19 protein-coding genes and 4 pseudogenes are annotated in these 19,212 nt (G+C 32.4%); 15 read left to right on the top strand and 8 right to left on the bottom strand.

Annotated elements, in window-relative coordinates:
- The first annotated feature begins 27 nt into the window (after nt 1-27).
- The 6 genes from JJC05_RS01015 (at nt 28) to JJC05_RS00990 (ending at nt 3,320) form a co-directional block, all read left to right on the top strand.
- Nucleotides 28-369, top strand: coding sequence for a hypothetical protein (locus tag JJC05_RS01015; protein ID WP_258929373.1), 342 nt, complete (start codon nt 28-30; stop codon nt 367-369).
- Nucleotides 366-1,187 carry a hypothetical protein gene (locus JJC05_RS01010; protein WP_088420405.1) on the top strand — a complete coding sequence of 274 codons (822 nt, stop codon included), beginning with the start codon at nt 366-368 and terminating at the stop codon, nt 1,185-1,187. The genes JJC05_RS01015 and JJC05_RS01010 overlap by 4 nt, the downstream gene beginning before the upstream one ends.
- Nucleotides 1,188-1,191: 4 nt before the next feature.
- Nucleotides 1,192-1,581, top strand: coding sequence for a hypothetical protein (locus tag JJC05_RS01005; RefSeq protein ID WP_088420403.1), 390 nt, complete (start codon nt 1,192-1,194; stop codon nt 1,579-1,581).
- Nucleotides 1,582-1,584: 3 nt separating this feature from the next.
- Nucleotides 1,585-2,130, top strand: coding sequence for a hypothetical protein (locus JJC05_RS01000; protein WP_146105907.1), 546 nt, complete (start codon nt 1,585-1,587; stop codon nt 2,128-2,130).
- Nucleotides 2,130-2,291, top strand: a complete 162-nt coding sequence (locus tag JJC05_RS00995; RefSeq protein ID WP_165764164.1) for a hypothetical protein — start codon at nt 2,130-2,132, stop codon at nt 2,289-2,291. The genes JJC05_RS01000 and JJC05_RS00995 overlap by 1 nt, the downstream gene beginning before the upstream one ends.
- Before the next feature lie 201 nt (nt 2,292-2,492).
- Nucleotides 2,493-3,320 carry a DNA adenine methylase gene (locus JJC05_RS00990; RefSeq protein WP_235877966.1) on the top strand — a complete coding sequence of 276 codons (828 nt, stop codon included), beginning with the start codon at nt 2,493-2,495 and terminating at the stop codon, nt 3,318-3,320.
- Nucleotides 3,321-3,342: 22 nt separating this feature from the next.
- Here the strand turns inward: JJC05_RS00990 and JJC05_RS00985 are convergent, their stop codons facing one another.
- From JJC05_RS00985 to JJC05_RS00965, 6 genes and pseudogenes are all read right to left on the bottom strand, one after another.
- A complete protein-coding gene (locus JJC05_RS00985) occupies nt 3,343-3,522 on the bottom strand; it encodes a hypothetical protein (RefSeq protein WP_105195842.1) in 180 nt (59 codons plus the stop codon).
- 1,096 nt (nt 3,523-4,618) lie between these two features.
- Complete coding sequence (locus JJC05_RS00980) at nt 4,619-6,415, bottom strand: acyl-CoA dehydrogenase FadE (RefSeq protein ID WP_105196450.1); 1,797 nt, start codon at nt 6,413-6,415, stop codon at nt 4,619-4,621.
- A 208-nt stretch (nt 6,416-6,623) separates the two neighbouring features.
- Nucleotides 6,624-7,118 (bottom strand): annotated as a pseudogene (locus JJC05_RS16345) (thiolase family protein); the annotation flags it as partial.
- Nucleotides 7,119-7,165: 47 nt separating this feature from the next.
- A pseudogene (locus JJC05_RS16335) lies at nt 7,166-7,803 on the bottom strand (thiolase family protein).
- Between the two features lie 101 nt (nt 7,804-7,904).
- Nucleotides 7,905-10,295 (bottom strand): annotated as a pseudogene (locus tag JJC05_RS00970) (3-hydroxyacyl-CoA dehydrogenase/enoyl-CoA hydratase family protein).
- A gap of 7 nt (nt 10,296-10,302) precedes the next feature.
- Complete coding sequence (locus tag JJC05_RS00965; RefSeq protein ID WP_105196454.1) at nt 10,303-10,746, bottom strand: MarR family winged helix-turn-helix transcriptional regulator; 444 nt, start codon at nt 10,744-10,746, stop codon at nt 10,303-10,305.
- A 158-nt stretch (nt 10,747-10,904) separates the two neighbouring features.
- Here JJC05_RS00965 and JJC05_RS00960 point away from each other — a divergent pair, with 158 nt between their 5' ends.
- The 6 genes from JJC05_RS00960 to JJC05_RS18640 all read left to right on the top strand — a co-directional run bounded on the left by JJC05_RS00960 (nt 10,905) and on the right by JJC05_RS18640 (nt 14,877).
- The gene (locus JJC05_RS00960; protein ID WP_105196456.1) at nt 10,905-11,195 is read left to right on the top strand and encodes a putative quinol monooxygenase; all 291 of its coding nucleotides are present in this window, start codon (nt 10,905-10,907) and stop codon (nt 11,193-11,195) included.
- Nucleotides 11,196-11,209: 14 nt separating this feature from the next.
- Nucleotides 11,210-11,998: a helix-turn-helix domain-containing protein gene (locus tag JJC05_RS00955; protein ID WP_235877964.1), complete on the top strand. Its 789-nt coding sequence runs from the start codon at nt 11,210-11,212 to the stop codon at nt 11,996-11,998.
- A 21-nt stretch (nt 11,999-12,019) separates the two neighbouring features.
- Nucleotides 12,020-12,691 carry a type 1 glutamine amidotransferase domain-containing protein gene (locus tag JJC05_RS00950; protein WP_105196459.1) on the top strand — a complete coding sequence of 224 codons (672 nt, stop codon included), beginning with the start codon at nt 12,020-12,022 and terminating at the stop codon, nt 12,689-12,691.
- A gap of 245 nt (nt 12,692-12,936) precedes the next feature.
- Nucleotides 12,937-13,659, top strand: coding sequence for a toxin-antitoxin system YwqK family antitoxin (locus tag JJC05_RS00945; protein WP_105196461.1), 723 nt, complete (start codon nt 12,937-12,939; stop codon nt 13,657-13,659).
- Nucleotides 13,660-13,687: 28 nt separating this feature from the next.
- Nucleotides 13,688-14,644 (top strand): tRNA 2-thiouridine(34) synthase MnmA, encoded by a 957-nt coding sequence (gene mnmA, locus JJC05_RS00940; protein ID WP_374226327.1) that lies wholly within the window; start codon nt 13,688-13,690, stop codon nt 14,642-14,644.
- Between the two features lie 56 nt (nt 14,645-14,700).
- Nucleotides 14,701-14,877: an aminomethyltransferase beta-barrel domain-containing protein gene (locus JJC05_RS18640; RefSeq protein WP_374226326.1), complete on the top strand. Its 177-nt coding sequence runs from the start codon at nt 14,701-14,703 to the stop codon at nt 14,875-14,877.
- Between the two features lie 455 nt (nt 14,878-15,332).
- Here the strand turns inward: JJC05_RS18640 and JJC05_RS00935 are convergent, their stop codons facing one another.
- Nucleotides 15,333-15,470: a hypothetical protein gene (locus JJC05_RS00935; RefSeq protein ID WP_164849063.1), complete on the bottom strand. Its 138-nt coding sequence runs from the start codon at nt 15,468-15,470 to the stop codon at nt 15,333-15,335.
- A gap of 420 nt (nt 15,471-15,890) precedes the next feature.
- Here JJC05_RS00935 and JJC05_RS00930 point away from each other — a divergent pair, with 420 nt between their 5' ends.
- Complete coding sequence (locus tag JJC05_RS00930; protein WP_088394720.1) at nt 15,891-16,829, top strand: NAD(P)H-dependent flavin oxidoreductase; 939 nt, start codon at nt 15,891-15,893, stop codon at nt 16,827-16,829.
- Between the two features lie 21 nt (nt 16,830-16,850).
- Here the strand turns inward: JJC05_RS00930 and JJC05_RS00925 are convergent, their stop codons facing one another.
- On the bottom strand, nt 16,851-17,534 hold the full coding sequence (locus tag JJC05_RS00925; RefSeq protein WP_105196465.1) for an SIR2 family NAD-dependent protein deacylase: 684 nt from the start codon (nt 17,532-17,534) through the stop codon (nt 16,851-16,853).
- 113 nt (nt 17,535-17,647) lie between these two features.
- Here JJC05_RS00925 and JJC05_RS00920 point away from each other — a divergent pair, with 113 nt between their 5' ends.
- Together JJC05_RS00920 and JJC05_RS00915 are read left to right on the top strand one after the other, a co-directional pair.
- Nucleotides 17,648-18,325: a TrmH family RNA methyltransferase gene (locus JJC05_RS00920; protein WP_235877962.1), complete on the top strand. Its 678-nt coding sequence runs from the start codon at nt 17,648-17,650 to the stop codon at nt 18,323-18,325.
- Nucleotides 18,326-18,547: 222 nt separating this feature from the next.
- Nucleotides 18,548-19,107 (top strand): annotated as a pseudogene (locus tag JJC05_RS00915) (1-acyl-sn-glycerol-3-phosphate acyltransferase).
- Nucleotides 19,108-19,212: the final 105 nt, after the last annotated feature.

Below are 19,212 nucleotides of genomic sequence, written 5' to 3'. Positions count from 1 at the left end.
TAAACCAATTGACGAGGTGTATTACCAATGGAAACAAAAAGGCAAAGTGATTGGTATATGTTAAACCATAACGGGCAAAGATGCAAGTTACGAAAGGTTTTAAATGACGAACTAGACACCCGACAAAGGCGTATTCGGATTGACGATGGTACATCATTCAAACGGAAATACATCTATACAAAAGCAGAAAAAAAGCCTATTTATTTAGGAAAGGTATTTATTAACAACAAAACGGAATTTGAAAATACAGGGGTCGACTTTGTGGTTTTTGCACCAAAAGAGATTGTAGAACTAAACATTCACAAACTGAAATTTTTAATAAAATATTACAAATTAGCAGGTAAACGATACAGAATAGAAAAGATATGAATAAGCAAAATTTCAATCAATCAGAGGGCTTTCCGTTGGAAACGGAAGTATTAAACGATATGCAAACCGCCTACAATATATTTAACAGTCTAGGGAATATAGCTGGAGATTTAGCTGTTATTTCAGGATGTGAAAATAATAATGGAGTAATATCAAATGGAGTAGTCTTTATAAATGGTGAAGTGTTGGAGTTTCGCGGGGGCAATCCTACGACTACCGTTATCATTGTTGAAACGCCCATAAAAAAAGAGTTTGAAAACGGCGAAGAAAAAGACGTTTTGTTTATTCGGTTTGCCACTTTTGGAATAGGAAATACGACTTACAACTGGTCGGATTTTAAACGCCCAAAATCAACTATTCAGTTGACAAAAGAGAAAGCAGAACAAACCGAGCTGGAAAAGCTAATCCAGCGTGTGAAACAATTAGAAGAAAGACCAATGGCAAACGTGCCTATAGGTATGATTGCTATATGGGGCAGACCATCTAACGAAATTCCCAAAGGTTGGGAAGAGTTTACACCCTTACACGGACGAATGCCACTGGGTTTTGACGGTAGTCAGTCAGATTATGACGCATTATTAGTTCCTTTAGGATCTCGCAAAAAAAAACTATCAAAAGAGCATATTCCAGAATTTAAATTCACAACGGGAACAATCGAACAAGAGGGGAACACAGATAGTTCTCCGGGCGGTGGCACCCCGTATTTCAAACCTTCACAACGAGATGTAAGTATTGGAACATCCGCGACCAATCAAATAGAGATTGATTTTTTAAACCCATGCTTGGTCGTACATTTTATAATTTATACAGGAAAATAAAATAATGATAGCAATCGATGTAATAAAAAGTTTTTTTAAAACAGGTTTGAAACCAACGCAAGACCAGTTTAGTGCTACGTGGGATTCATTTTGGCATAAAATGGACAAAATCCCTATTACGCAAATTGAAGGAATGGAACGAATTTTTGATGCTATAAACAATATTTCTCAAAACCAACAAAACATCCGCATCGTTCCAGTTGGGCAACTTCTAATATTTAAAGTTTCCCCAAATTCAAATAACAGCGTGTTAGAAAGAGGGGATTTTGTTAAAAGAATAATTGGCGATGTGTATATAGAGGGGGTGTATATAGACGGCGATATACATAATATATCCTCTTACGATATCGTAAATATGACAGAAATTAAACAATCATCTATTAAAATAATGTAAAAAATGAAACTATTGAATATATTTTGCGCTTTGGCTATCGGGATGATAGCAAACGCACAGACACACACTATTGTGAAACCCTTGAAATTGACCAGCGTACCCGCAGGCACAGGCTCAGAAAATATTTTAGTCCGTGATCATTCTGGAATGATCAAACAAGTCGATAAGCGTAGTATAATTGTCCCACCAACATTGCAAGGAATACTAACGACATCCTCTACATGCGAATATGGAACCGCCCTAGATAATAAAACAACATTTAAAGAAAATGGTCTTGAGTTTAGCGATTCATTTTCTTCTTTAGAACTGACAAACACGAAGATCTCTTTCCTAAACAAAGAAAAAAATAAACATATAGCGATCATTCCTAGCGATAACAACACGGAAGGGATTTTTAAACTTCCTAGCTTACAGGGTACCGCAATTGTATTATCTGTAGATAATGAATCAGCAACACAGGGGAACTTGTTTATAAAAACTATCGATGCCGTCCGCTATTTATGTTTAGGTTTAGGTGGGGAAATCATTAAAATAAAAATTGAAAAATAATGGGATTAATTTTTAAAAACTGGAAAACCACGTCGGCCGGCGTTGTTTCCATAGCATCAGGAGTTTTATTATTCGTGAATGATAAAACAAAAATTATTGAATCTTTAACGGCCGTACTTGCGGGTATTGGTCTAATCTTTTCGCAAGATGCAGTAAAGTAATTTCTTTCGGAGGGGAGAATAAAAAAAGTCCTCCAACAAAATAAATACTTCCTACGGTAATTTATTATAGCACAAAGCCACGACGTTGGAGGACAAAAAGTCTTCTATGTCGTGGCTTTACTATGTTATAAATTATCGTAGGAAGTGCAAAGGTAATCATCAAATTTAATTAATCAATCATCAATCAAAAAAAATCAAGAAATGAAAAAAGTTTTTTCAAGTGCACCCCTTCCTTTCATGGGGCAAAAACGTCAATTTTTAAAGAAATTCAAACCAGCTTTAAACGATTTCCCATCTGATGCAATTTATATAGATATGTTCGGCGGTTCGGGTTTACTTAGTCATACCGTTAAAGCGTTTTACCCAAATGCCACAGTAGTTTACAATGACTTCGACGGCTATAGCGAACGCTTGGCAAACATTGATAAAACCAACGTTTTACTAAGTGATATTAGACAAATATTAGCAAACCACCCAAAAGACAAAATCATTAAAGAAGAAGCGCGTAAGGAAATTTTAGAGCGGATCAAATTAGAAGAAGCAAAAGGATACGTTGATTACATAACGATATCAAGCTCAATTCTGTTTTCAATGAACTATGCAACTTGCTATAATGAAATTGAAAAGTCAACGCTTTACAATTGCGTGCGCCAATCCAACTATACCGCAGAGGGTTATTTAGACGCAATAGAAGTCGTTCAAATGGATTACAAAGAGCTTTTCAAAAAGTATAAGGATTGTAAAAACATTGTGTTTTTGGTCGACCCACCGTACTTATCTACTGACGCAAGCACTTATAAAGGCTATTGGAATTTAAGGGATTATTTGGACGTACTAAACGTGCTTGAAGGTTCGAATTACTTTTATTTTACTTCTAATAAAAGTCAAATTGTGGAGTTATGTGAGTGGATTGAAAGCCGTTCGACTTTAGCGAATCCTTTCAATGGCTCTAAAATGGAAACAATGAATACAAATGTTACTCATCAATCGAGTTATACAGATATAATGATTTATAAGCTTGCTGGATAAACTTAAGCCTTTTAAAGTAGATTTAAAAGGGCTTTAAGTCTTTTAAAATACTCACCGCATCGAATGAGTATAGTCCAGTAACACCATCCTCGAATAGCAATGTATATACTTCATCTTCTTCATTAGTTTTTATTATTATTCCAATTTCGCCTCGTTTATTTTTTGGGTCAGTTGTTAAGAATTGTAATACTTGTGCTTTCATATTTTCGTTTTTTTACACGGCAAGTATACGTTGGAAAAACAACACGTCGTAGTCTTTTTGAAAGTATTTTTTGATTTGGTTTATATTTTATTACCCCAATGTAGCTCTTTTTTTAGTACAGCAATAACACATTTAAATTTTTCGATTATAGTTCGTTATGTTTGCGGAATGAGTGTACCGCCATTGATAACTGCTAGAATTGCAAACGAAATAAGAAAGCAATGGTTTTAATCTAAAAGCTTTGAAGTAAGGAGTAAATATGCTTTGTTGTTAGATTCGTCAAGGTGATGAAGCATATAAGTATTTGTGTCTATCGTTGTTTGATATTTTGTAGAAAATTCTATCTCACCAATTTTAGAGAGAGTCTCAATAAAAACAGTAAATGAGTACTTAACTGTATTTAAGTCAATTAGCCACATACCAAATTCAAGATTGTCAATAGGAGTTATAATAAAGTTAAGTGCAGTCGTAATTATTTTGTTTCAACGATTCAACGATTTAAAGTTATAAAAAACCTCGTTTAAATAGATATTAAACGAGGTGAAATTTAAAAATGAACATAATGGTTTAAAAAGTTTAAATTTGTATATTTCATAAACATTTTTTGAACATTTTAATTTTGAGATTATAAAAACTATTTTGTAAGAAGTTACATTATTAATATTATCTAATTCTTTCCTTTAGTCAAAAAGATAAGACTAAGACCTTTTAGGACAGTCTCTAATTCTTTTTTATTTTCAAACTCAAATTCTATGAAAAAATTTCTTGCTTTTGAAAGATTGATAATTTTTTATTTCGACTTTTAAAATGGTCATTTTATTATTTTTAATTCCAGTATTTTATCTATAATAAAGTTGTTTAAAGAACGAAAATAGAATATGATGAAGCTGTTTTCTTTAAATAAGTTATAAAAATAATAAAAGAAGCTTATTTATTTTTAAGTGATATATTTTATTGTATAAGTAGAACGGAAAAGAAGGTAAATGCCCCATAAATTTTTATAATATCGTTTTTAGTTTTATGACTTTATTTATAAAAAAGGCCACTATTTAAAAAAATAGTGACCCTTTCAACCAAACTAATTAAAATTTAATTTTTAATAGCAATAGCTATTTTCTGCTACCATTTTTGCCGTAATTGTTTCGCGTAGTGCGACTACATTTGGCATATTGGTATATTTTGTAAAACGACGTAATCCCATTAGCATCATACGTTGTTCATCACCTTCAGCAAAAGAAACAATACCTTCCTTCCCTTTTTGAGAAACGATATCCACTGCTTGATATAAATACAATTGTGCCATTGCAATTTGCTCTTTTACATTTTCAGCTCCTTTGGTTTTTGCTAATTTTTCAGTACGTAAAATTCCAGATTCTGCCATGTATATTTCGATTAACATGTCAGAAGCACACATTAATAATTGTTGGTGTTTTTCTAAATCTGGACCAAATTTTTGTACAGCAGATCCTGCAACCATTAAGAATGCTTTTTTCAATTTGCCGATTAATTCTTTTTCTTCAGCAAATAATTCAGTGTAATCAGGAGTGTTGAAATCAGGAATACCCATTAATTCTTCGGCTACTTTCATAGCAGGGCCTAATAAATCTACTTGACCTTTCATGGCTTTTTTAACTAACATACCTACGGATAACATACGGTTAATTTCGTTTGTTCCTTCATAGATACGAGCAATACGAGCATCTCTCCAAGCTGATTCCATTGGTGTTTCTTCTGAGAATCCCATACCTCCAAAAATTTGGATACCTTCGTCAGTACAGCTTTGAACGTCTTCAGAAACCGCTACTTTAAGGATAGAACATTCGATAGCGAATTCTTCCACTCCTTTTAATTCTGCTTCTTGGTGTGTATTACCAGCTGCTTCACGTAATTCGATTCTTGTTTCGATATCTTTAGCTGCACGGTAAGATGCTGCTTCATCTACATAAGCATTAGTTGCCATATTAGCTAATTTTGCTTGTATAGCTCCAAAGTTAGCGATAGGTGTTTTAAACTGGATTCTTTCGTTAGCATATTTAACTGCTTCTGTAATAGTACGACGTTGTGCATCTAAACAAGCAGCTGCTAATTTGATACGACCTACGTTTAAGGCATTCATAGCAATTTTGAAACCTTCACCACGACCTGCTAACATATTTTCAACAGGAACAACAGTATCATTAAAGAAAACTTGACGTGTAGAACTTGCACGGATACCTAATTTGTGTTCTTCTTCACCTAAAGTAATTCCGTTAGGGTTTGCTGAGTCATATTCAACGATGAAACCAGTAATGTTTTTATCATCTTCAATACGAGCAAAAACAATCATTAAGTTACAGAAACCAGCATTAGAAATCCACATTTTCTGTCCATTAATTTTGTATGATTTTCCATCAGCAGATAATTCTGCCTTTGTTTTTCCTGAATTGGCATCAGAACCAGCTCCTGGCTCAGTCAAACAGTAAGCACCAAACCATTCGCCAGAAGCTAATTTGGGAACGTATTTTAATCTTTGTTCTTCTGTACCATATAAAGTGATGGGCATTGTACCAATACCTGTATGTGCTCCAAAAGCAGTAGAGAATGAGCCTGTCGCACCCGAAATATAATCACAAGTTAACATAGTGGAAACAAATCCCATGCCTAAACCACCGTAAGCTTCAGGAACTGCTACCCCTAAGAAGCCTAGTTCACCTGCTTTACGCATAGATTCTTCTGTATAAGCGTAATCTTTTTTCTCAAAACGAGGTTTTTGAGCCCATAATTCTTTATCTACGAATTCTTTGATAGAATCACGCATCATAATTTGTTCTTCTGAGAAATCCTCAGGAGTAAAAATATTTTCGCATTTCGTTTCTTTAACTAAAAACTGTCCGCCTCTTGTAATGTCTTCCATATTAGCCCCCTAACCCCCAAAGGGGAATTCCTACTAGGGGTAAGTAGGGTTTTAGAATAGCCCTCTAACCCCCCAAGGGGGAATTTAGAGGTTGTGTTAATAATGTTTTTAAGTTCCTTCTTATTCTATGTTAAGAATAAAGGTTTTAATTTATTTCTATATTAATGAACGTTTGGTGCTCCCCTCATTTGGAGGGGTTGGGGGAGGCTTATAATAATTCAAATACCCCTGCAGTTCCTTGTCCAGTACCTACACACATAGTTACCATACCGTATTTGTTACCGCGACGTTTCATTTCATCAAATAGTTGAACAGATAATTTAGCACCTGTACATCCTAGAGGGTGTCCTAAAGCAATAGCACCACCGTTTACATTAATGATTTCCGGATTTAAATTTAATTCGCGAATTACAGCTAATGATTGTGCAGCAAAAGCTTCGTTTAATTCGAATAATTCAATGTCAGAAATTTTTAAACCTGCTTGTTGAACTACTTTAGGAATTGCTTTTACAGGACCTATTCCCATAATTCTTGGTTCTACACCAGCAGATGCAAAGTTTACTAAACGGGCAATAGGTTCAAGGTTTAATTCTTTTACCATTTCTTCGCTCATGATTAGTACAAATGCAGCACCATCACTCATTTGGGAAGAGTTACCTGCGGTAACTGAGCCATCAGCAGCAAATACAGGTTTTAATCCTGAAAGTGCTTCAACAGAAGTACCTGCACGAGGTCCTTCGTCTTTCGTTACTACGTATGATTTTGTTTCTTTTTACCAGCTTCGTTAATAAATGTTTGTTCTACTGTTATAGGCGCAATTTGAGCATCAAATTTGCCTTCTGCTTGTGCTTTCAAGGCTTTCATGTGCGATTGGTACGCAAATTCATCTTGGTCTGCACGAGAGATGTTGAATTGTTTTGCAACAGCTTCAGCTGTTAATCCCATACCCCAGTAATAATCTTCGTTACCTGCGGCAGCTACTTTATAATCAGGAGTAGGTTTGTATCCGCCCATAGGAATATAACTCATGCTTTCAGCACCACCCGCAATGATACAGTGTGCCATACCTGCTTGTATTTTTGCAGTAGCCATACCAATGGTCTCTAAACCAGAGGCACAGTAACGATTAACTGTAACTCCGGTACATCGGTTACTTTTAATCCCATTAGAGAGATTAAACGTCCTACATTTAATCCTTGTTCTGCTTCTGGCATAGCATTACCTACCATTACATCGTCAATTCTAGACTTGTCGAAGTTAGGTAATTGAGCCATCATGTGTTCGATGGTTTCAGCGGCTAATTCGTCAGGTCTTTTAAAACGGAACAGTCCTTTAGGTGCTTTACCTACAGCTGTTCTATATCCTTTTACTATATATGCTGTTTTCATTATCAGCCCCCTAACCCCCGAAGGGGAATACCTATTAGGGGTCAATAGGTTTTTAGTTATTATTATGCGTTCCAAGTTCCCCCTTTGGGGGATAGGGGGCTCTAATTACGTAGAGGTTTCCCTTTAGTTAACATAAACTGGATACGCTCCAATGTTTTTCTCTCTGTACAAAGTGATAAGAAAGCTTCTCTTTCTAAATCTAACAAATATTGTTCTGTAACTAATGTTGGTTCAGATAAATCACCGCCAGCCATTACATAAGCTAATTTGTTTGCAATTTTTTGGTCGTGTTCAGAAATGTATTGTCCTGCCACCATTTGGTCAGTACCTACTAAGAACATACCTAAAGCTTGTTTTCCTAATACTTTAATGTCTTTACGACGAGCTGGTTGTGTATAGCCCGCTTCTGCCATTAACAATGCGTGTTTTTTAGCTTCTGCAATTTGACGGTCTTTGTTTACCACAACGATGTCTTTTCCTTTTTGTAAGATGCCTAAATCGTAAGCTTCATAAGCAGAAGTAGCTACTTTTGCCATACCAACCGTTAAGAAATACTCTTGTAAAACATTTAATTCAACGTCGTTTTTACGGAAAGTGTCAGCAGCTCTTAATGCCATTTCTTTAGAACCACCACCGCCGGGAATAACACCTACACCAAATTCTACTAAACCGATGTAAGTTTCTGCGGCAGCCACTACTTTGTCAGCGTGCATAGTTAATTCGCAACCGCCACCCAATGTCATGCCATGTGGCGCTACAACTACAGGGATAGATGAATAACGAGCACGCATCATCGTGTCTTGGAACATTTTGATAGCCATGTTTAATTCATCATATTCTTGTTCAACAGCCATCATGAAAATCATACCAATATTGGCTCCTACAGAGAAATTTGTTCCTTGATTTCCAATAACTAATCCGTTGTATTCTTTTTCAGCTAAGTCGATAGCTTTGTTGATTCCTTGTAAAACACCACCTCCAATAGAGTTCATTTTTGAGTGGAATTCTAAATTTAAAATGCCATCGCCTAAATGCTGAATGGTACTATCAGCATTACCCCAAACTTTTTTGCTTTCACGAATATTATTTAGGATAATGAAGGCATCTTGACTCGGGTACTTTTACTTGTGATTTTGAAGCCGTATTATAGTAATTTGTTGCGCCTTCTTTAACAGAGTAGAAAGATGTACTACCTGAAGCAACCATATCAGTAACCCAAGAAGCAGGTGTGTAGCCTTCTGCTTGCATCATTTCGATACCTTTTTGAACACCGATAGCATCCCAAATTTCGAATGGACCATTTTCCCAACCGAAACCAGCTTTCATAGCATCGTCAATTTTGTAAAAATCATCTGTAATTTCAGGCACTCTGTTAGAAACGTAAGCAAACATTGCTGAGAAGTTTTTACGGTAAAATTCACCTGCTTTATCCGTTCCTTTTACCAAAACTTTAAATCTATCAATTGGTTTTTCGATAGTTTTTGTCATTTCAAGAGTAGCAAATGACGCTTTTTTATTGGGACGATATTCCAAAGTATTTAGATCCAATGATAGAATATCTTTTCCTTCTTTTTTGTAGAAACCTTGTTTTGTTTTGCTTCCTAACCATTTGTTTTCCATCATTTTGTTGATGAAATCAGGCAACTTAAATAATTCGTGTGCTTCGTCATTAGGACAGTTGTCGTAAATTCCGTTGGCTACATGTACTAAAGTATCTAAACCTACCACGTCTACTGTACGGAAAGTAGCTGATTTTGGGCGACCGATTACAGGACCCGTTAATTTATCTACTTCTTCAATAGTTAGTCCCATTTCTTTTACTTGATGAAATAAACTTTGAATTCCGAAGATACCAATACGGTTACCAATAAATGCTGGTGTGTCTTTAGCAACTACAGATGTTTTTCCTAAAAATTGTTCGCCGTAGTTATTTAAAAAATCCAATACTTCTTGAGAAGTTTTAGGTCCCGGAATGATTTCAAATAATTTTAAATAACGAGCTGGGTTGAAGAAGTGAGTACCGCAAAAATGCTTTTGAAAATCTTCGCTACGACCTTCACTCATAAAGTGAATAGGAATACCAGAAGTGTTTGAAGTAACAAGAGTTCCGGTTTTCTATGTGTGTCAATTTGTTCAAAAACTGATTTTTTAATATCTAATCTTTCAACAACTACTTCAATAATCCAATCTACATCTTTAATTTTTGTTATATCATCTGTTAAATTTCCTGTCGTGATACGATTAGCAAATTTTGTATGATAAATAGGTGAAGGTTTAGATTTTAACGCATTTGTTAAACTATCATTTACAATTCGGTTTCTTACTACTTTATTTTCTAGTGTTAAACCTTTTTTTTGTTCTGCTTCTGTAAGTTCACGAGGTACAATATCAAGTAGTAAAACTTCTACTCCAATATTTGCAAAATGGCAGGCAATTCCTGAACCCATAATCCCTGAACCAACTACAGCAATTTTTTTAATTGTTCTTTTCATTTTGTAATTACTCTGGTTGATTGAATATTTTTTTATCTTGTATTAATTCATTTATTTTTTCTGTAACTTCTATAAAGTGCATTAGCTTTTCTTCGCTGATATGTTGTTTAATGACTTCATTAAACCTTAGAACTGTTTGTTTAGATAGTTCTCTCTTTAATTTTCCTTCTTTGGTAAGGTAAATTAAAACTCCTCTTCCATCTTTAGGATTTGGTTTTCTTTCAATTAATCCTTTTTCTTCTAATGATTTTAAGGTTCGTGTAAGGCTAGTTGCTTCCATTCCCATACGAGCACTTACACTTGTAGAAGGCGTTCCTTCTTCCTTATCGATACTTAAAAGAGCAAAACCAATTGCCATAGAACCTTCATATTTAGATCCTTCTTCATTATACATTCTAGAGACGGCTTGCCAAGTTGTTCTAAGTAAATAGTCTATTGTCTTATCTTTCATTTAGATTCTAAAATTCAAATATACAAAAAAAATAATATGCGCGCATATTATTTTTTTTTTCATGTCGCTTTTTTACAATTTTTAATCCTATAAAAGAAATAATTTTGTACTGTAAAATAAGTCTAGATTTATAATGTTTTGAAAATAAAATAATAAATATGAATAAAAATATAACCGTTACGATAAAACTGCAAAGTCAGTATGTATCATTTTTTTTAGAAATGGCTAAAGTAATGATAGAAAATACAAGAAAGGAAAAAGGTAATATTTCATATATGCTATATAATGAGTATAATGATGAATCAAGTTTTATCTTTGTTGAGAAGTTTTTAGACTCAGAAGCTTTTGAATTTCATCTAAACACAGATTATTATAAAGATTTTATTGAAAAATTAACTCCAATGTTAAGAGAGGATCCTGTTGTAAAATCGTATTTAGATAATAACTAAATAGAAAATAGTATATGGTTAAATGGTCAGTAAAACCTTCTATTCAATTACAACCTTATGTAGATAGGTATTTTTATGATGATTATACAGATCATAATGATACTTTTCCTTTCTTCTTGCCCGGTACGGGATTAGATCTTTTTTTTCATTTTGATGAAAGCGTTTCTAATTCTAAAACGGAGTTAGGCGACTCTTATTTGGTGTGTCCAAGAGATATATTGGATAAAAAAAGTATTCCAAAAGGAGAGTTTATAGGGGTTCGATTTAAATCAGGAATGTTTCGACATTTTTCTAATATACCGTATTGTAATATAATAAATCAATTTGTTACAGCAGAAGATGTTTGGGGGAATTATTTTAAAGAATTTCAAAAAATATTTTTAGAAGAAGTAACTGTATTGAATAAAATAGAACAGATTGAAAGTTTTTTAATTCAGTTGTTGTTTAAATTTAAAAAACAAGAATTGATTAATTGGGATTATTTTAATCAAAAGATTTATGATGAATATAGAGATTTAAGAATAGCTGATTTATCGGATTATTCAAAATTTTCTAAACGTACTTTTGAGCGAAATTTTAAAGAAACTTTTGGTATTACTCCAAAAGTTTTTCAAAAGTTAGTACGTCTTGAAAAAACAATTAAATCAATTCATCTTTCAGAAGGAAAATTATTAGATTCTTTAGAGTTTGGTTATTATGATCAAAGTCATTTTAATAAAGATTTTAAAGAATTTATTGGAATATCTCCTAAAGAATATTTTAATAAAAAGAATCCTCATTATTATTTTGAAAGTCTTAAGTAATATAAAATAAATATATAAACTATGAAAACAAAAATTTTATTTGTTTTAACAAGTCACAATGTTAAAGGGAGTACTGGTGAGCCAACAGGTTATTACTTATCAGAAGTAAGTCATTGTTGGGACGTTTTGGTTAATGCAGGCTATGAAGTAGATTTTGTAAGTCCTAAAGGAGGAGTTGCGCCAGTTGAAGGCTTTGATTTAGAAGATTCTATAAATGCTAAATTTTGGAATGATTCAACTTATAATCATAAAGTACATAATACCTTAAAACCTTCAGAAGTTAATATAAATGATTACTCTGCTATCGTTTATATTGGTGGTCATGGTACCATGTGGGATTTTGCAGATAATGTTGAACTAGCAGAAATAGCTGCAAAAATTTATGAAAATGAAGGTATTGTAGCAGGTATATGTCACGGTCCTTCAGGATTAGTAAATATTAAACTTAGTAATGGTAAATATTTGGTAGACGGGAAAAAAATAAACTCTTTTACAAATGATGAAGAAATTTCTATAAAATTAGAAAAGGTAGTTCCTTATATGCTTGAAACTAAATTAGTTGAAAGAGGTGCTATTTTTGAAAATTCTGGTTTATGGGAAAAACACATCACAGTAGATCAAAGAGTCGTTACAGGTCAAAATCCTGCATCTGCTAAAGGAGTAGCAGAAGCTATATTAGAATTATTACCTTAATCTTCATAATTACACTTACTGAATTACTTTAAGTGTGAGGTTGTCAGGAAATTAACAAATTTAACTTTTGATTGTTATTTTCCGACACCTCACACTTTTTGTGTTTTAATTGAAATATCTTTTTTGTTAAAATTATTTGGTTACTCTCAAATTATATGATCGGTTTTTCTGGATTAAAAGAGGTTTTTTATTTTTGTTTACGAAATAAAACTAATAATTTTGAGTTTTATTTTTAAAGTAAAAAGATGAAAATATATAAATTATTTAGTGTACTATTTTTAAGTTCAGCTAGCCTTTTTTCTCAGATAAAGAAAGAATTAGAAAATCAAACCAATGCCAAAGGCGAAAGGGTTGGTTTTTGGAAAGGGTACTATGAAGGATCAAACAGAATTCGTTATGAAGGAAATTTTAAAAACGGAGTAGAGGTTGGAGTGTTTAAATATTTTACAGATACAGATAAAAAAAAATTAAAGGCAACACGTGAGTTTGATGGTAAAGGAGGTGCTTATACCATTTTTTTAGATGAAAATGGATTAAAAGTAAGTGAAGGTAAAGTAGTTAATAAATTACGTCAAGGTACATGGAAATATTATCATAAAGGCTTGAATGTCATTATGTGTATAGAAAATTATATAGATGATAGGATAGAAGGGAATAAAAAAATATTTTTTACTGATGGTGTATTAGCGGAAGAGGCTATGTACAAAAATGGAGTTAAAAATGGAATTTCTAAAATATACTCCAAAGCAGGAACATTAAAAGAAGAAGCTGTTTTTTTACAAGGTTTTATGCACGGTGATTATAAAGTTTTTGAAGATAACGGAGTAGTTTTGATTCAAGGACAATACAAAGAAGGAAAGAAAAAAGGTCTTTGGAAATATTTTGATGCCAATAAAAATTTAGTAAAAGAAATAAATACCGATACAATTAACGGTTATAAGAAGCCTTCATTGATTAAAAAGAAATAATTACCTTTGTATGCAAAAATAAAAATAAATGAAAAGAGTTGTTGTTGGTTTATCAGGAGGAGTAGATTCAAGTGTAGCCGCCTATTTATTAAAAGAACAAGGCTATGATGTAATTGGGCTATTTATGAAAAACTGGCACGATGACTCAGTAACTATTTCTAACGAATGTCCTTGGTTAGAAGATAGTAATGATGCGTTATTAGTAGCGCAAAAATTAGGAATCCCTTTTCAAACAGTAGACTTAAGTGAACAGTACAAAGAAAAAATTGTTGATTATATGTTTGCAGAATATGAAAAAGGACGTACCCCAAATCCTGATGTATTATGTAATCGTGAAATTAAATTTGACGTTTTTCTTAAAATAGCAATGTCTTTAGGTGCTGATTATGTTGCTACAGGACACTACTGTCGTAAATCAAAAATGGAAGTAGAGGGAAAATCTATTTTTCAGTTACTAGCAGGGGTGGATGCTAATAAAGATCAATCTTATTTTCTTTGTCAATTATCTCAAGAACAATTGTCAAAAGCTTTATTCCCTATAGGTGAATTAACAAAACCCCAAGTACGTGAAATAGCTACTAAAATGGAATTGATTACAGCCGATAAAAAAGACTCCCAAGGGTTATGTTTTATCGGGAAAGTTCGTTTACCCGAGTTTTTACAACAACAATTACAACCTAAAGAAGGTTTCGTATACGAAATAGAGGCTAAAAATGAAATTTATAGTATACCAAATCCCGAATTTACTACAGAGGAAGAACGATTACAATCAGAAGCTTCATGTATACAATATACTCCAGAAATGGGAAAACTCGTAGGAAAACATCAAGGAGCCCATTATTATACTATTGGTCAACGTAAAGGGCTCAATATAGGAGGAACTAAAGAACCTCTTTTTATAATAGCAACCGATATTCAGCATAATATTATTTATACAGGTCAAGGTAATATGCACCCGGTCTGTTTAAAAAAACCTTATTTGTAGCGAAAGATGAAATTCATTGGATTAGAACTGATTTAGCTCTTAAAATAGGTCAGAAAATGGAAGTAAAAGCTCGTATTCGCTATCGACAAGAATTGAAAAAAGCTATTTTACATCAATTTGAATCCGGAATGTATGTAGAATTTGAAGAACCTATGTCAGCTATAACCCAAGGACAATTTGTTTCTTGGCATATAGGAGAAGAACTTATCGGTTCTGGTGTAATAGCTTACTAATAAGGCTTTTTTGTGTGTATTTGAAAGATGAATACAAAAACATGATCTTATAATTACTTTTTAGATTTTTATTAATTTCCAATGTTTTATTAATACAAGTAGAAGCATGGTTTTTTTAAAGAAAGCCAATGCTTCTATTTTTTTAATCTTTTATCAGCAGAACTTGTACAATGCTCATTAGTTAAAAAGAGTGTATAAGAAATTCGTTAGAGAATGAAGATGTGCCTTTACATAATGATAATTATCAGTTAAACCCAGATTACGCATTAGACCTGAGGGTAGCGAATAGACGAAGTAAATCTATTCGATTTTATTTTTCTTCAAATTCAAGCACGTACTCAAATTTTAATCATCAAAATAGTTCACTATTTCTTCTTCTAAAATTTTCCGTGAGCACTTGAATTTATTGAAAAATTTTGTTTCACAACAAAGTCTAATGCGTAATTCTATCTAACTTATTTTAAGTAATTGATAAAAATTAAAATCTCTAATTTGATTTTATCTTGTCCTATGGCTACAAAATGAGAACGTGATCCGACATTAATTGCTGCCACATTGGGATTTACAATTCGCATTTTTTCGAAACTTTTCATAAATTTTCTTTTTATTAAAATGCGAGGAAATGTAATATCTTAGCTAAAATTATTCTATACGAGATAACATGGTGTTTCATCATTGATTGTCTCAAAGGGCTTCCAAATGGAAGCCTTTTTACATTTCAGCCAAAATCTGGGAGGGGATAAATTCACCATTTTATACATAGGCTTCGCTCGCAAGTACAAGTTAGCTCTCATTTGTCAAAGAACAATACTTTCTTGAAATCTGGGTTAAATAAAAATTCTGCATTAGACTTCATGGTAAAGATATAAAGGCAAAGAAAATAAAAATACACGAAAATTTTTTCTTGCAGATGTGGGGACAAAAGCCGTAATTTAACGCGTAGTTTTTTATTTCAACCAAAGGGAGAACAACAACAAAGCAAACAAAAAGAAAATTAATTTAAAATAAATATTTTGAACAAAATAACATCACTTTTTAATATTAAATATCCAATTATTCAAGGAGGAATGATTTGGAATTCAGGTTATAAACTAGCAAGTGCGGTTAGTAATGCTGGCGGATTAGGATTGATAGGAGCAGGTTCTATGTATCCAGATGTTTTGCGAGAACATATTCAAAAATGCAAAAAAGCAACCAATAAACCTTTCGGAGTAAATGTTCCGATGCTCTATCCGAACATTGAGGAAATAATGCAAATAATTGTAGAAGAAGGTGTGAAAATCGTTTTTACTTCAGCTGGAAATCCTAAAACATGGACTTCCTTTTTAAAAGAAAAAGGAATTATAGTAGTGCATGTTGTGAGTAGTACAAAATTTGCATTAAAAGCGCAAGAAGCAGGTGTAGACGCTATTGTAGCAGAAGGTTTTGAAGCAGGAGGACATAATGGGCGTGAAGAGTCAACAACTCTAACATTAATTCCTATGATTAAAAAACAAATTACGATTCCATTGATTGCAGCAGGAGGTATTGCAACAGGTAGAGGAATGTTAGCAACTATGGTCTTAGGTGCAGATGGTGTACAATTAGGATCACGATTTGCAGCCTCTGTAGAAAGTTCAGCTCATGATAATTTTAAGAAAACAATACTTGCCACAGAAGAAGGAGGTACACAACTTACCTTAAAAGAATTAGCTCCAGTACGCTTAATTAAAAATAAATTTTACAATGATGTGCAAGACCTTTATACTAAATGTCCATCATTAGATGAATTAAAAACATTGTTAGGACGGGCTAGAGCAAAACGGGGTATGTTTGAAGGTGATTTGGAAGAAGGGGAGTTAGAAATTGGTCAAATAGCTGGTTTAATAGATAATATACAACCCGTTCAGGATATTGTAAACGATCTATTAAAAGAATTTGAACTGGCTAAAAATGAAATTTATAGTCTATAGATAAAACACCTAGAAAGAGGGTTATATCCCTCTTTCTATTAATTTTTTTATGCCTTCACTAGCACTTAAAGAAATTGTTTCAATAATATTTCGAGAATCCATTATTTTTGCAGGCTTGGGATCTATGTAATAAATAGGGACATGCTTTTTGGTATAGCGTATAAGACCAGCAGCAGGATAAACTTGTAACGAAGTCCCTATAATAATTAAAATATCTGTTTTTTCTAATAAAGGAATTGCTTCACTTATATTAGGAACAGCTTCGCCAAACCAAACAATATGAGGTCTTAGTTGCGATCCATCTGGAGCTGTATCACCTATATGTAAATCATCTGTCCAATCAATTACATAATGACTATTCTTTGTACTTCTTACTTTCGTTAGTTCTCCATGTAAATGAAGCACTTTTGAACTGCCAGCTCGTTCATGTAAATTATCAACATTTTGTGTTATGATTTGTACATCAAACTTTTCCTCTAATTCAGCTATTATTTCATGTCCTCTATTAGGATTAACTTCTTTAAGTTGAGCCCTTCGTTTGTTGTAAAAATCCAAAACCAAAGCAGGATTTTTTTGCCATCCTTCTGGAGAAGCAACTTCCATAATATCATGATTTTCCCATAATCCATTAGAATCTCTAAAGGTGCTAATACCACTTTCAGCACTCATGCCAGCTCCTGTTAAAATAACTAATTTTTTTTTCATTTATGATGATGTTTTTAGGATTATAAAAAGGGATGCTTTTTATGAATTCATTTATTCATAAAAAACATTCATAACTTTAATTATTTTTGCCAATATAATTAAAAACATTTACAATGCAATCCTTATTTCAAGATGAAAAATATTTAAATTATTTAGAAACATTTATAACAGAAAATAGAAAAGAAGGTTTTAAAAAGATTTTAGCTAACAGAACCAAACACTTTACTGTAGTTTGCGAAGATGTATATCAGTTACATAATACAAGTGCTGTTATGAGAAGTTGTGAAGTTTTTGGTATTCAAGAACTAAATGTAGTAGAACAACGCTTTGGAAAAAAAATTGATAAAGAAATTGCCCTAGGAGCTGAAAAATGGGTAGATATTAAACGTTTTTCTAATAATCAAGATTGTATTAATGATTTAAGAACAAGAGGGTATCAAATTATAGCAACCACTCCACACGAAAAAGATAGCATGTTAGAAGATTTTGATATTACCAAGCCATCAGCTATTTATTTTGGTACGGAAAGGTTAGGTATATCGGAAGAAGTTATAAAAAATGCAGATGGATTCTTAAAAATTCCTATGGTAGGATTTACAGAAAGTTTAAATATTTCCGTATCAGCTGCTATTATTATACAAAGTTTGAGTAATAGATTACGCCATTCTAATATTAATTGGCATTTAACAGATACAGAATTTTTAGAAAAACGAATTGATTGGACTCGTAAATCCATTAAAGATATTGATTTTATAACCCAAAGGTATCTAGAACAGATTGAAGTTAAATAGCTTTAACCTTAATTGCTTTAGGAATGTGAAAAAACAAAAAATAAAATGTAGTTATTTTTAAGCAATACATGTTGTTTATTTGATTTTTTTAAAAAAAATACAATAAAATAAATATAAAAAACAATAAAAGTGTTTTTTTATAACTTTTAAAGGCAACTTTTTTAGTATAAGATAAAAATTTTGAATTACTTTTGTATCAAATACATACGAAGCCTCAAAGAAATGAAAAAAAGATTATACCGTTTTATATTTTTTAAGTTAATGGGATGGAAAATAGTAGGAGACTACCAATCCTACATGATTGATATAAAAAAAAGTGTAATGCCTGTAGTTCCTCATACTAGTTGGCATGATTTTTATATAGGACTATTAACAAGAGGTTCTTTAGGTATTAATATAAATTTTGTTGCCAAAAAGAACTCTTTAAATTTCCCTTTGGTTATTATTTTAAATGGGTAGGAGGAGAGCCTCTTAATCGCTTTAAAAATGAAAATAAAGTAGATGCAATCGCTAAAATTTTTTCTCAAAAAGAAGAGTTTAGACTGTCTATTTCACCAGAAGGAACTCGAAAAAAAGTTTCAGAGTGGAAAACGGGATTTTATTATATAGCCTTAAAAGCCAATGTTCCCATTGTAGCCATTGGTTTTGATTGGAAAAATAAACAAGTAATTGCTTTTCCTAAAATGATACCTTCTGGCGATAAAGAAAAAGATTTCGCAATCTTAGAAAGCTATTTTAATGGTCTAGTAGGAAAAGTACCTGAATACAGTTTTACCAAATAGTAATTTATTCTCCATACATAAAGGAAAAATTACATCTACTATTTTTGTTAATTTGATTTTCACATTGTCTTTATTCTTAATAAAGAAAAAGAGTATTTTTTAAAT

Source organism: Flavobacterium davisii (assembly GCF_019565505.1).
In the GTDB taxonomy this organism is placed as follows: Bacteria; Bacteroidota; Bacteroidia; order Flavobacteriales; family Flavobacteriaceae; genus Flavobacterium; species Flavobacterium davisii.
The sequence above is the reverse complement of the archived record's forward strand: the minus strand, read 5'-3'. Positions and strand labels throughout refer to the sequence as shown.